The sequence below is a fragment of the Acinetobacter sp. V91_7 genome (genome assembly GCF_031799075.1).
In the GTDB taxonomy this organism is placed as follows: Bacteria; Pseudomonadota; Gammaproteobacteria; order Pseudomonadales; family Moraxellaceae; genus Acinetobacter; species Acinetobacter calcoaceticus.
Genome location: NZ_JAVQNT010000031.1, coordinates 343,623 through 356,517, shown reverse-complemented (window position 1 = coordinate 356,517; position 12,895 = coordinate 343,623). Strand labels below are relative to the sequence as shown.

Annotated in this window: 9 protein-coding genes and 1 pseudogene; 5 read left to right on the top strand and 5 right to left on the bottom strand. The window is 39.4% G+C overall.

The window, feature by feature from the left end:
- Positions 1-17 precede the first annotated feature (17 nt).
- Positions 18-1,583, bottom strand: coding sequence for an alkyl hydroperoxide reductase subunit F (ahpF, locus tag RMB03_RS08215; RefSeq protein ID WP_311075256.1), 1,566 nt, complete (start codon positions 1,581-1,583; stop codon positions 18-20).
- Between the two features lie 268 nt (positions 1,584-1,851).
- Here ahpF and RMB03_RS08210 point away from each other — a divergent pair, with 268 nt between their 5' ends.
- The gene (locus RMB03_RS08210) at positions 1,852-2,070 is read left to right on the top strand and encodes a DUF1653 domain-containing protein (RefSeq protein WP_003652655.1); all 219 of its coding nucleotides are present in this window, start codon (positions 1,852-1,854) and stop codon (positions 2,068-2,070) included.
- 45 nt (positions 2,071-2,115) lie between these two features.
- Positions 2,116-2,703, top strand: coding sequence for an O-methyltransferase (locus RMB03_RS08205; RefSeq protein ID WP_311075253.1), 588 nt, complete (start codon positions 2,116-2,118; stop codon positions 2,701-2,703).
- Here RMB03_RS08205 and RMB03_RS08200 read toward each other — a convergent pair.
- The gene (locus RMB03_RS08200; protein WP_311075251.1) at positions 2,680-3,729 is read right to left on the bottom strand and encodes an AraC family transcriptional regulator ligand-binding domain-containing protein; all 1,050 of its coding nucleotides are present in this window, start codon (positions 3,727-3,729) and stop codon (positions 2,680-2,682) included. The genes RMB03_RS08205 and RMB03_RS08200 overlap by 24 nt on opposite strands.
- A gap of 120 nt (positions 3,730-3,849) precedes the next feature.
- Between RMB03_RS08200 and RMB03_RS08195 the strand changes: the two are divergent.
- Positions 3,850-5,042, top strand: a pseudogene (locus tag RMB03_RS08195) (alkane 1-monooxygenase).
- Between the two features lie 50 nt (positions 5,043-5,092).
- On the opposite strand, the gene RMB03_RS08190 reads toward RMB03_RS08195, so the two are convergent.
- On the bottom strand, positions 5,093-5,302 hold the full coding sequence (locus RMB03_RS08190) for a KTSC domain-containing protein (protein ID WP_004793625.1): 210 nt from the start codon (positions 5,300-5,302) through the stop codon (positions 5,093-5,095).
- 252 nt (positions 5,303-5,554) lie between these two features.
- On the bottom strand, positions 5,555-6,118 hold the full coding sequence (gene ahpC, locus RMB03_RS08185) for an alkyl hydroperoxide reductase subunit C (protein WP_311075417.1): 564 nt from the start codon (positions 6,116-6,118) through the stop codon (positions 5,555-5,557).
- A gap of 352 nt (positions 6,119-6,470) precedes the next feature.
- Here ahpC and hrpA point away from each other — a divergent pair, with 352 nt between their 5' ends.
- Together hrpA and RMB03_RS08175 are read left to right on the top strand one after the other, a co-directional pair.
- Positions 6,471-10,328 (top strand): ATP-dependent RNA helicase HrpA, encoded by a 3,858-nt coding sequence (hrpA, locus tag RMB03_RS08180; protein WP_311075249.1) that lies wholly within the window; start codon positions 6,471-6,473, stop codon positions 10,326-10,328.
- A gap of 94 nt (positions 10,329-10,422) precedes the next feature.
- Complete coding sequence (locus RMB03_RS08175; protein ID WP_311075247.1) at positions 10,423-11,529, top strand: beta-ketoacyl-ACP synthase III; 1,107 nt, start codon at positions 10,423-10,425, stop codon at positions 11,527-11,529.
- A 102-nt stretch (positions 11,530-11,631) separates the two neighbouring features.
- On the opposite strand, the gene RMB03_RS08170 is transcribed toward RMB03_RS08175, so the two are convergent.
- The gene (locus tag RMB03_RS08170; RefSeq protein ID WP_311075246.1) at positions 11,632-12,888 is read right to left on the bottom strand and encodes an OprD family outer membrane porin; all 1,257 of its coding nucleotides are present in this window, start codon (positions 12,886-12,888) and stop codon (positions 11,632-11,634) included.
- Between the last annotated feature and the right edge of the window lie 7 nt (positions 12,889-12,895).

The window sequence follows — 12,895 nt, the reverse complement described above, 5'->3', positions numbered from 1 at the left end:
ACTGGTTTGACTAAATTTTATTGCCCCGAACGGATGATGTAATCAAACGCAGATAGCGATGCTTTAGCGCCTTCACCTGTAGCAATAATGATTTGTTTGTACGGAACTGTAGTACAGTCACCCGCAGCAAATACACCCTTTACATTGGTTTCGTTGCGGTCATTCACAATGATTTCGCCACGATTGGTTAACTCAAGCTCACTGTCTTTTAAGAAGTCAGTGTTTGGCAATAAACCAATCTGTACAAAGATTCCTGCAAGCTCAACTACATGCTCTTGATCAGTCGCACGGTCTTTATATTTAAGACCTGTCACTTGTGAACCGTCACCTAACACTTCAGTACTTAAGGCATTCATAATCACAGTTGTGTTTGGCAAGCTATGCAATTTGTTTTGCAAGACTTGGTCTGCACGAAGTTTGGTGTCGAACTCAACTAAAGTCACATGCTCAACAATCCCTGCAAGGTCAATCGCAGCTTCTACACCCGAGTTACCACCACCAATCACAGCAACACGTTTGCCTTTGAACAATGGACCATCACAGTGTGGGCAGTACGCAACACCACGAGTACGGTATTCTTGCTCACCCGGTACATTCATTTCTCTCCAACGCGCACCTGTTGAAAGGATCACAGTTTTCGATTCAAGCTTTGCACCGTTTTCAAGTTCAACCTCAACCAGACCATTTGCTGTTTGATCTGCACCAACGATTTTGCTGACACGTTGCAGGTTCATGATATCAACATCGTATTCACGTACATGTGCTTCCATCTCGGCAGCAAACTTAGGACCTTGAGTTTTTTGCACAGATGTGAAGTTTTCAATGTCCATGGTGTCCATGACCTGACCACCGAAGCGTTCAGCCACGATACCTGTATTAATGCCTTTACGTGCTGCATAGATAGCAGCAGTTGCACCCGCAGGTCCACCACCAATCACTAACACATCAAATGCATCTTTGGCATTCAATGCCGCTGCATCTTTTTCAGCAGAGTTGGTATCAAGTTTCGCCACAATCTCTTCAAGTGTCATACGACCCTGACCAATGTGTTCATTGTCTTGGAACACCATTGGAACCGCCATGATTTTGCGTTGTTCCACTTCGTCTTGGAAGAATGAACCATCAATCATGGTTGTAGTTGTGTTCGGGTTATAAATCGCAATCAGGTTAAGTGCCTGTACCACGTCCGGACAGTTATGACAGCTTAGCGATACAAACACATCAAAGTCAGCTTTGAGGTTTAAACCTTTAATCTGGTTCAATACTTCATCAGACACTTTAGGAGCATAGCCAGACACCTGTAACAGCGCCAAGATCAAAGATGTAAACTCATGGCCCATCGGTAAGCCGGCAAAGAACACACGAGGTTGTTCACCTGCTTTAGCCACACCAAAGCTTGGACGACGTGTATTGTTGCCATCAAAACGTGCAGTGACCTTGTCAGAAAGTTCAGCAATTTCGGTAACCAGCTCTTTAATTTGAGCCGCTTTATCTGACTCATCTAAAGCAGCAACTAATTCGATTGGACTTTCTAAACGTTCTAAGTAAGCTTTTAATTGAGTTTTAATGTTTTGATCTAACATCTGTTTTTACTCCAATGCATCCAAATTCTTTCAATAGATGCATAGTACGTTAAAACATAAAATAGGTGAAACAGTATGTTTTTATATATTTAATCGGTTTTTTGAATGTAATGTGGTGCTCATAAACAATATCAATAATTTAAAGCGGTAATTTGTCTTTAGGTGTCCTTTATTACTCTTTTTTATCTTTTAAAGTGAAAGTATTTAAAAATTTATATATGTTATATGGCTGTAAAGATTTTATGTCATAACATTAAAAGGTACTTTCATGTCATTGCAACGCGGCATTTATCAGCATTATAAAGGTAATCTCTATCAAGTTTTTTCTGTGGCAAAACACAGTGAGACTGAAGAGGAACTAGTCGTTTATCAGTGTCTTTATGGTGACTATTCAACTTGGGTACGTCCACTAGATATGTTTACTGAAACGGTTCAAGTGGCTGATGGAAGTATCGTACCGCGGTTTAAGTTAATTCAAAGCACTTAACTTAAATGGCTGTCATATAAAATAACGAGTTTAAAGGGTGAATAGATGCCAAATACTTTTTTCTTACAAAGAGTTGCAGATTTATATGACACCTTTAAACGGCATGATGCCCAGCAGGCAGATCGCTTGCTGCGTTATCGCAATATTGAGGCTGAGTCTGCAAAACTACTGTCGCAATTTATTCGCATGCAGCAAGCCAAGGCTATTTTAGAAATTGGTACTTCAACGGGTTACTCAACTTTATGGTTAGCTGAAGCCGCTCAGGCAACTGGTGGACAGGTGACTACAGTTGAAATTGATGCAAAGCGAAGTGCTGAGGCGAAACGCCATGTTGCTGAGTTAGAGCTTAGTGAAATCGTTCAATTTTGGGTGGGCGATGCAGCTGATTATTTAAAAGAAGCGCAGGATACGTTTGATTTTATTTTGTTAGATGCTGAGCGCAATGCTTATGAGAATTATTGGCCAGATTTAAAACGGTTGATCAAGCCAAAAGGTGGCGTACTCATTATTGATAACGTCATTTCACATGCGGCTGAAGTAAAGTCATTTCTGGAATTGATCAAAAATGATCAAAACTTTATGAGCAGTATTTTGCCGGTAGGCGCTGGTTTATGTATGGTGGTTCTGAAGTAGGTTCACTTTCTTTAGATATTCTTGCCGATAAGCTTGCGGACTACAGCCCTGTACTTTATTAAATGCACGGGTGAAATTGGCAGGATTGGAATACCCCAGCTCATAGGCAATATGGGTAATGGTAAAGACAGAATTCTCTAATAAATCAATGGCACGCTCAGTGCTGATCTGTTGCTTTAAAGCTTGAAACTCAACACCTTGTTGCTGCAAATAGCGTTGTAGAGTTTTGGTAGAAATGTTTAATACTTTGGCACATTCCATAAGAGTTGGGACTTGGTTAGCTTGTCGCAACATCATGCTGACCCATTCCACAATTTCACCTTGATGATAGATCCTTTGGATTTGTTCCTGACAGCGTTGCTCAACTATTTTTAAACTATGCGCGTCAGCTAAAGGCAAGGGCAGTGCCAATTGTTGCTGATCAATTACCACGCGTATACCTGAAAGCCACGTATAGTTAAAGTGGAAATTGGCTTTCACTAAGGATACGTAACGTTCTTGATAGCTCGGCTCTGGAACACTCAAATATACTTGGTAGCGTTGTAATTGCTGACCTGCTAACTCTAACAGGCTGTAGTAAAACGCCACGGCAATCGCTTCAATATGAAAGGCTAAACACTGCTTATTCATCTGCAAAATCGGTTCGAATAATAGTTCAACCTTTTGCTGATTGGTCGGAAACTGAATACTAAGCTTAAAACTCGGCATAATCAGTCTAAAATATTGGGCAATCAGCCTCAGTGCATGTTCCAAATTAGGACTGGTCATTAGCGCATAACCCACCAGACTATGTGAGCTGAGTTTTATATTTTTACCCAGTTCAAAGGCCAAATCTTGAGTATTGGGCAGACTCAAACCAATCTCAATGAATTGTTCAATTTGTTGAATCGATAATAATTCTGTTTTTGCCAGTTCTTGCTGCAATGTCACCAACAACTCATTATCGTATTGATGCGTGCTGATTAAAATTTCAATCAGCCGTAAATAATAACGTGATGGAATAACAGGGATCTGTTGCTTCTGCACAAGAAAAACTCAGTAAAGTCTTAAAATGATAATAGCAAGTCTTAAAATGATAATATAGAGGGGTTATGAACGAGCACAATCAATTCAAGAAAAACATTTTGTGTTTGATTGGAGTCTCTAATGAATATGCATACTCAACTGGATGTCGAGCAAGCGACAACAACATTTAAGGACAAAAAACGTCATTTATGGCTATTGGGTTTGGCTGTACCGACCATTGCCATGGGTGGCCTAGCTGGCTATCAATTTGGTCCTAAAAAAACTAAAAAGTTCTTTGCTTCATTTGGGCCATTATTTCTTCATGGTGTTATTCCAGCATTGGATAAATTGATTGGTGAAGACACCGAAAATCCACCATTAGATGCAATCGCGGATTTAGAAGCTGATCCGTATTACGCTCGTATAGTTAAACTTTTTATTCCTTTGCAATATGCAACCAATATCTATGGGGCATATTTAGCCAGTCGTAAAAATACATCTCTTGCTGATCAGGTTTTACTGGGAACTTTGGTGGGAATGGTCAATGGGATTGCGATTAATACTGCCCATGAACTTAGCCACAAGAATGGGCAACTTGAACATTATTATCGCATTTAGCTTTAGCGCCATCGGGTTATAACCATTTCCGAATTGAACATCCTTATGGACACCACCGTCGCGTTGCGACACCTGAAGACCCAGCATCTTCACAATTTGGTGAAACCTTTTGGAAATTTTTACCACGTACCGTGATCGGTAGCTTTAAGTCGGCGATCGAAATTGAAAAGAATCGTTTAGAGCGTAAGAAATTGCCTTTCTTCTGTAAGGAAAATGAGCTGATTCATGGTTGGGCGATGTCTGCTGTGTACCATGCAGCCATGTTGACGAAATTTGGTACGCGTTCCATCCCATTCCAAGTCACTCAAGCCGCTTATGCAGTAACTTTGTTTGAATCGGTGAATTATATTGAACATTATGGTTTAAAGCGTGCAAAGAAAGAAAATGGCCAATATGAACGTACTTTGCCAGAGCACAGCTGGAACAATAATAATGTGGTGACCAATTTGTTCTTGTATCAATTACAACGCCATTCAGATCATCATGCTAATCCAACTCGCAGCTTTCAGACTTTACGTCACTTTGAAGATGCACCGCAATTACCAGCGGGTTATGGTGCAATGATTCTGCCTGCATTTATTCCATCTTGGTGGTCAAAAATTATGGATGATCGAGTTGTCGAGCACTATAAGGGCGACCTCAGTAAAATCAATATGCATGTTGATGTGAAGGAAAAAATGCTAGAGAAATATATTGAGCAAAATAACGCAGCTTAATAGCCAAAAGATATAAAACAGATCAGCCCCAGCGGGCTGATTTTTTATGATTAAGCAGAAATACGGAGTCTGTTAAAATGCAGATCAAACTCAAGATATTTGTGAACAAATGCAGTTTTATCATTGGTACGTAACAAATTATTGTAGATAAACTCTGGAACTGGATGGTAGAGCTCACCTGAGCCATTGCTATAGAAAATTTTTAAATAGCGTGAAGAAACATCATATTTCCAAGAGGTTACAACAACAGATTTTTCCATATAACTACTCCTACTTTTGTTTGATCTTTTAATACATATATAAAACTCTTTTGTTTCATCATTTGACAGTACTCTAAGTTAAGCAGGCTGACAATTCATAAATGAATATTGCTATAAATTTATAAGTATAAGAATTGTAAAAAATTAGCTATAAAATTTTGGTGTGGAGTAGGGCTTAGATTTATAAAAATAACCAATAAAAAAACCACCCTAAAAAGGGTGGTTTCAGACGTATTGGTCTAATCTAAAAAATTAGATTTTACCAACTAGGTCGATAGATGGAGCAAGAGTTGCTTCGCCTTCTTTCCATTTAGCTGGGCAAACTTCACCTGGGTGAGAGTGTACGTATTGAGCAGCTTTTACTTTACGAAGAAGTTCAGACGCATCACGGCCGATACCACCAGCGTTAAGTTCAACGATTTGGATTTTACCTTCTGGATCGATAACGAAAGTACCGCGGTCAGCTAAGCCTTCAGATTCGATAAGAACGTCGAAGTTTTTAGAAAGAGTCCAAGTTGGGTCACCAACTAATGGATATTGAATTTTTTTGATTTCGTCAGAAGTGTCGTGCCAAGCTTTGTGCGTGAAGTGTGTATCAGTAGATACAGCATAAATTTCAACACCAAGTTTTTGGAATTCAGCGTAGTTGTCTGCTAAGTCACCAAGTTCAGTTGGACAAACGAAAGTGAAGTCAGCTGGATAGAAGAATACAACAGACCACTTACCTTTAAGGTTAGTTTCGTTAACTTCAACAAATTGGCCGTTGTGGTAAGCAGTTGCTTGGAATGGTTTAACTTCAGTATTAATCAAGCTCATCATTGTCTCCATGATTGAGGTTTATATTTAAACTTGTTTACGAGATGTAGAATAAATAAAAATTCTTTATTGGGGAAATAGTATTTTTACATGACTAAAATCGGAAAATTGAATAAGTGATAAATTTGCGATTTTTAAGTCCCCAAACACTGTACTCGATTTGACTGCAAAAACATGTAAATCAAATGACAGTTATAGTAAAAGAAACTTGCCTAACAACATGAAGTCTCGTTAGTGAGAATTCAAGGGTAAAATGTAAAAAAATTAAAAATATATCAAAAACCAATTGTTTTACCTTATGCACATTAAAGCGTAAAATAGCGGATTGTTGTATTTTCAGGAAAGTTTGTTTGTGCAGAATGGTTTAAATATAGATCAGTGGGTGATGGCAAGAGATCGTCACCGTTTAAATCGTTTACGTAAAGATAAAAAAGCCAATACAGCAGAGATTGAAAAATTATTTGAACAATCTAATGCCAAAGTAAGACAGCGCTTTGCACGTTTACCTGAAATTAAACTAAATCAGGAACTACCGGTTTCTCAATATGCTGACCGTCTAATTGATGCAATTCAAAAGCATCAGGTCATTATTGTGGCAGGTGAAACAGGTTCCGGTAAAACCACTCAGCTTCCCCAAATTGCAATGTTAGCAGGTCGTGGCTTAACAGGTATGATTGGTCATACACAGCCACGCCGTTTAGCAGCACGTAGTGTGTCGCAGCGTATTGCTGAGGAAGTCGGCGAAAAGCTTGGCGAGTCGATTGGTTTTAAAATCCGATTTAATGAACAAGGTTCGCAAGATTCGATTGTCCGGTTAATGACCGATGGTATTTTACTTGCCGAGTTAGGCAATGACCGCTTTTTGTCTAAATATGACACGATCATTATTGATGAGGCACATGAACGCTCACTCAATATCGATTTTATTATGGGCTATTTAAAGCAGTTACTGCCAAAACGCCCAGACCTTAAAGTTATCGTGACTTCTGCAACTTTAGATGTAAATCGTTTTAGTAATTACTTTAATGACGCACCAATTTTTGAAGTTGAAGGGCGTAGTTATCCTGTTGAAGTGCTTTATCGTCCAATTTCAGAGATGAATATTGGCGGAAGTGACGACGATGAGTTTGATGATTTTGAAGAAAATCTACCACGTGCAGTGGTACAAGCGGTTGAAGAATGTTTTGCCGATGCCGAAGCAAAAGGTCATCCTGAACATGCCGATATTCTGATTTTCTCAAGCACAGAGCAAGAAATTCGTGAATTACAGGAAACCTTGCAAAAGTACGGGCCAAGACATACCGAAATTCTTCCTCTATACGCGCGCTTAGCTGTTTCTGAACAACAAAAGATTTTTAGTCCAGGTGGTAAAGGTCGTCGTATTATTATTGCGACCAACGTAGCCGAAACCGCGCTTACTGTTCCAAATATTCGCTATGTGATCGATAGCGGTTTTGCTCGTATTTCTCGTTATAACTATCGATCACGGGTTCAACGCTTACCGATTGAAGCTATTTCCCAAGCCGCTGCCAATCAGCGTAAAGGACGTTGCGGTCGTATTGCTGCTGGTGTCTGTATTCGTTTATACAGCGAAGAAGACTTTTTAAGCCGTCCAGAATTTACCGAACCGGAAATTAAACGAACTAACTTAGCTTCCGTTATTTTGCAAATGCAAAGTTTGGGCTTAGGTGAGTTAGAAAACTTCGATTTTATTGAACCGCCAGATTTCCGTCTTGTAAACGATGGTCGAAAGCTCTTGATTGAGTTAGGGGCAATGAATGAGAAGAAAAATGAGCTGACCAAAGTCGGGCAAATGATGGCACGTATGCCGATTGACCCACGTTTAGCGCGTATGATTATTGGCGGTGCACATTTTGGTGTACTCAAAGAAATCTTGATTGTGGTGAGTGCTTTAGCAGTTCAAGATCCTCGTGAACGCCCAGCAGACAAACAGATGCAGGCTGACCAAAAGCATGCATTGTTCAAAGAAGCAGATTCAGATTTTCTGTTTTATTTGAAACTTTGGGATACTTTAAATCCTAAAGATGAAGCAAGTATGTCTGAAAATAAACGACGTCACTTTGCGAAGGAGAATTTTTTAAGTTGGTTGCGTTTACGTGAGTGGAAACAAACGCATCAGCAATTGGTTGAATTAGCAGAAGGTTTAAAACTCAGCTTTAATGAAAAAGATGCAAATTATGAAAATTTGCATCGTGCGTTGCTGACTGGGTTACTTTCTTTCATTGCCAATAAAACAGATGAACGCAACACCTTTATGGCGGTGCGTCAGCAAAAGGCAAAAGTTTTTCCAGCAAGTACTTTGCACAAAACCAATACCTCTTGGGTGATGGCTTTTGAGATGGTCGAAACGTCTCAGGTATATTTACGTACTTTAGCCAAAATTGATCCTGAATGGATTTTGCTCGCTGCACGTGACTTGTTGAAATATCACTATTTTGAACCGCATTGGTCTAAAAAATCCGGTATTGTAAATGCCTACGCGCAAATTTCCTTGTTTGGTTTAATTATTGAACCAAAACGTTTAATTAATTTTGAAAAAGTTGACCAGCCTGCTGCACATGAGATTTTCTTACGTGATGCATTAACTACAGGTAATTTGGGTACAGTTCCACCATTTTTAAAACACAACTTACTTAAACTTGAAGAAGTGGAGCGAGTTGAAGATAAATTGCGTCGCCGTGATTTGGTGGTTGATGAAGAAACAATTTATCAGTTCTATGCCTCTAAAATTCCCGAAGAAATTGCAAGCCGTCGTAGTTTTGAAGACTGGCGAGCGACGGTAGAAGCAAATAATCCACGTTATTTATTTGTTGAGGATGATGCGCTTTGGCTCAATGATCGACCAACTACGCAGCAATTTCCAGATCATCTGCATAATGGGCAGCTACGTTTAGCGACGACATATCATTTTGACCCAAGCCATGACGAAGATGGCGCAACTGTTCAGATTCCTGTTCAGGCACTACCTCAAGTCGATGAAAATATTTGGTCATGGGGAATTCCGGGCTGGCGCCAAGACTTAATTGAGGCTTTACTCAAAGCGTTACCTAAAGACAAGCGTCGTAATGTAGTGCCTATTCCTGATACAGCTCGTAAGCTCATGCAGGGTATTGATGCAGTACATTTACGCGAACATATTTTTAGTTATTTAGCTTTTGCCTTACGTGGCGAGCAAATTACAGACAAAGATTTCTCGTTTGAACGCATTGACCCATATTTGGTGCCGTTCATTAAAGTCATTGATGAAAAAGGTAAATTGATTGCCAAAGGCCGTGATCTGCCAGAGTTAAAAGCACGTTGTCGTGTGGAAACGCATCGCCCTGTTAAACAGCAAAAAGGTGAGTTTAAAAACTTCCCTGACAACTTTACTTTTGAGGCTTCGCACAAGGTCACAGGTGTTGTTGTGAAACAATATCAGGCTTTAGTGCCGACCAAAGCTTTTGCTGAAACTGATGCTAAAGATGATTCTGGTATTGTCATACAAACCTTTAATGATCAGGCTGAAGCCATTAAACACCATCGTGAAGGCATTATCCGCCTGGTACACATGCAACTTGGTGACTTGGTTCGTCAATTGAAAAAGCAGATTTCAAAACCGCTTGCTTTAGCTTACTCACCTTTGGGCGATAAAGCTAAACTTGAGCAGATGTTGGTCTATGCAACTTTGCAAATGGCAATTAAGACTCTGCCAATTAATGCAGATGAATTTAATAAACTGCTAGAACAGGTCAAAAAGCAATTTTTGAGTTATGGTCAGCAGGCTCTTGAGCAATTGAGCGAGATTTATATTCAATGGCAGCAAATTCGCCGTCAGCTTTTGGTGCTTGATCCAGAGATATTTGGTCGAAGTATTGATGATATTGAAGATCAGTTAGATTTAATGTCACTTGGCAATTTTGTTTATTGCCAGCCTGTCGATCTTTGGCAGGAATACCCGCGTTATTTGAAAGCGCTGCTATTGCGTTTAGACCGATTGCCCAATAATCTACAGCGAGATCATGCAGCAATTGACGATGTCGATCCATGGATGGACAAGGTGTTTAAATTGAAAAATGATCCTAAAATCAAAGAATTGTATTTGATGTTGGAAGAATTTCGCATTTCTTTATTTTCTCAACCGATGAAAACCAAGATGCCTATTTCACCAACTCGACTGCAAAAGTTATGGGATCGTTTGGGAATCAGTTAAAATAGATATGGGTCTGTTTATGTTGTTTTTAGCGAACAACGCAATTTATAAATGAAAGATTAACAGACCCTTTTCATTTTTTTAGGAGTTTTACATGGGCATTCGTATTACAGGTACTGGGCTATTTCATCCAACAGAAACCATTTCTAATGAAGAACTGGCCGTCAGTTTAAATGCTTATGTGGAACAATATAACCAAGACAATGCAGAGCAAATTGCATCTGGCGAGCTTGAAGAATTACGTGGTTCAAGTGCTGAATTTATTGAAAAAGCTTCTGGTATTAAAAGCCGTTACGTAATCGAAAAATCAGGAATTCTCGATCCGACTCGTTTACGTCCTCGTTTGTCTGAGCGTTCAAATGATGAGCTGTCTCTTCAGGCCGAATGGGGCGTTATTGCGGCTAAACAAGCAATGGAAAATGCAGGGGTTACTGCTGAAGATATTGATGTCGTAATTTTGGCATGTTCAAACATGCAGCGTGCTTATCCGGCAGTCGCGATTGAAATCCAGTCGGCGCTAGGTATTCAAGGTTATGCATATGACATGAATGTTGCATGTTCAGCTGCTACTTTTGGTTTGAAACAAGCGGCAGATGCAATTCGTTCAGGCGCTCGCCGTGTTTTATTGGTGAATGTTGAGATTACCTCTGGTCACCTAGATTACCGTAACCGTGATTGTCACTTCATTTTTGGTGATGTTGCAACTGCTTCTATTATTGAAGAGACTACGACTAAAACTGGTTTTGAAATTTTAGATATTCATCTATTTACTCAATTTTCAAATAACATTCGTAATAACTTCGGCTTCTTAAACCGTAGCGAAGATGCTGTAGTTGACGACAAATTATTCCGTCAAGATGGCCGCAAAGTATTTAAAGATGTTTGTCCACTCGTAGCAAAAATCATTAATGCGCAGTTAGAAAAAATGCAGTTAACTGCAAACGATATTAAACGTTTCTGGTTACACCAAGCTAATGCCAACATGAATGAACTAATCTTGAAATATGTTGCTGGTAAAGAGGCAGATTTAAGCCGCGCACCAATTATTTTAGATGAGTTTGCTAATACCTCTTCAGCAGGTGTGATTATTGCTTTGCACCGTACAGGGCATGAAGTGAATGATGGCGAGTATGGCGTGATTTCATCTTTTGGTGCTGGTTATTCAGTAGGTTCGATTGTTGTACAAAAGCACGTTGCTTAAGTTGCTAGATTAATTAAAAACGCTCGTAAGGGCGTTTTTTTTATGAGTGAAATAATATAAAAAGCGAGCCAAAATAGCCCGCTTAGATTGAATTAAAAGTTATTAAAACTTTTTGGTGTAGTTTACAAACAAGCGGTCTTCACCAAAATCATTGCCATGTTTAACATTGTAATCAATGCGAATGTATTGCAGAGCAACACCTTTTAAGAACGGCTGTTGAAATGCGTAGTTAAGAATGACGTTCGACTCAGTTTCGTGGTTTTTCTCACCATTGGCTGCTTTAAAATCATGGCCATACACATATTTCACCATCGCATTTAAACCCGGCACATAATCTTTAAAGTCGTAGCCATACATGACATGGTAAGACTTTTCATCTTCTTTAAAGAAACCAGTAGCATTCCAGTTAATGAAATAGGTTTCTGGTAAGAAACCATCCGGTAATGGGTAAGCTGACTCACCCATGATTTGTTGGTAGCCCAAGCCGAAAGTATGGTTTTTTACTTTAACAGTTTCCAGCACTCCAATGTTTTGTGCATCGATATCAAAAGTGTTGCCATCATCTTTTGCATTGAAGTATTTAAACTTAGAAGTAAGAGCGAAATTAGGTTGTTTCCAATTATGCTCAAGCCCAACATAGTGTTTGTTATAGAGGTCTTCTAAATTACCAAAGTAGTATTCACCCTTGAGTGACGGCGTAAATTGATAACGTAGATCAACGTAGTTTAAGCCATCAGATTCTTTGGTAATTCCATTTGCCGTAAAAGAAAACTTTTTAAAGTCTTCTTCATTTCGTGGCGAGACTTTTTCAACTCGACCAATTTCGGCATAAAGTTGATCCGAAAGTTGCGACTTTAAATTGGTTCCCCAATAAGAAGCGAGCAATTGTCGGCTGGCATCGACAGCGGTTACAGGCAGGTCTAGCCAGAGTTCACCGACACTTAAAAGGGTTTTGTCATAGCCCAGTTTTAAAGTGGCGCCGTATTTTAAATAGTCAGATGCCTGAGATTGCGTTTCCTTGTTAAAAGGCAAAACTGTGTCCGCAACATGTTTGTCCGAACTTAGGCGCACGGCGTATTGAACAGAAGCATCTGCACCAATCGTAATAGGTTTGTCTGCAATTTGCAGCGGAGTGTCATGCATTTTCGATTTATAAAATAATGATGCTGCCTGAGACCAACTACCTGTATCTTTGAGCGCATCATTATCAAAATTACGGTTGATATAGGCGTTTTTTAAAGTGAATTTCCATTCATCTTCAGCCTGCTGATTTGGATTTGCAGCGAATGAATTGCCACACATCAATACTAAGGTTGCAAAGGTTAAAGCATGTGGCTTAAAGCAATGTAATAATTCCATAATCCAT

Excerpts from the sequence above, each read along its gene's own strand:
- ahpF (WP_311075256.1), bottom strand. The coding sequence starts at position 1,583 with ATGTTAGATCAAAACATTAAAACTCAATTAAAAGCTTACTTAGAACGT.
- RMB03_RS08210 (WP_003652655.1), top strand. The coding sequence starts at position 1,852 with ATGTCATTGCAACGCGGCATTTATCAGCATTATAAAGGTAATCTCTAT.
- RMB03_RS08205 (WP_311075253.1), top strand. The coding sequence starts at position 2,116 with ATGCCAAATACTTTTTTCTTACAAAGAGTTGCAGATTTATATGACACC.
- RMB03_RS08190 (WP_004793625.1), bottom strand. The coding sequence starts at position 5,302 with ATGGAAAAATCTGTTGTTGTAACCTCTTGGAAATATGATGTTTCTTCA.
- ahpC (WP_311075417.1), bottom strand. The coding sequence starts at position 6,118 with ATGAGCTTGATTAATACTGAAGTTAAACCATTCCAAGCAACTGCTTAC.
- RMB03_RS08175 (WP_311075247.1), top strand. The coding sequence starts at position 10,423 with ATGGGCATTCGTATTACAGGTACTGGGCTATTTCATCCAACAGAAACC.
- RMB03_RS08170 (WP_311075246.1), bottom strand. The coding sequence starts at position 12,888 with ATGGAATTATTACATTGCTTTAAGCCACATGCTTTAACCTTTGCAACC.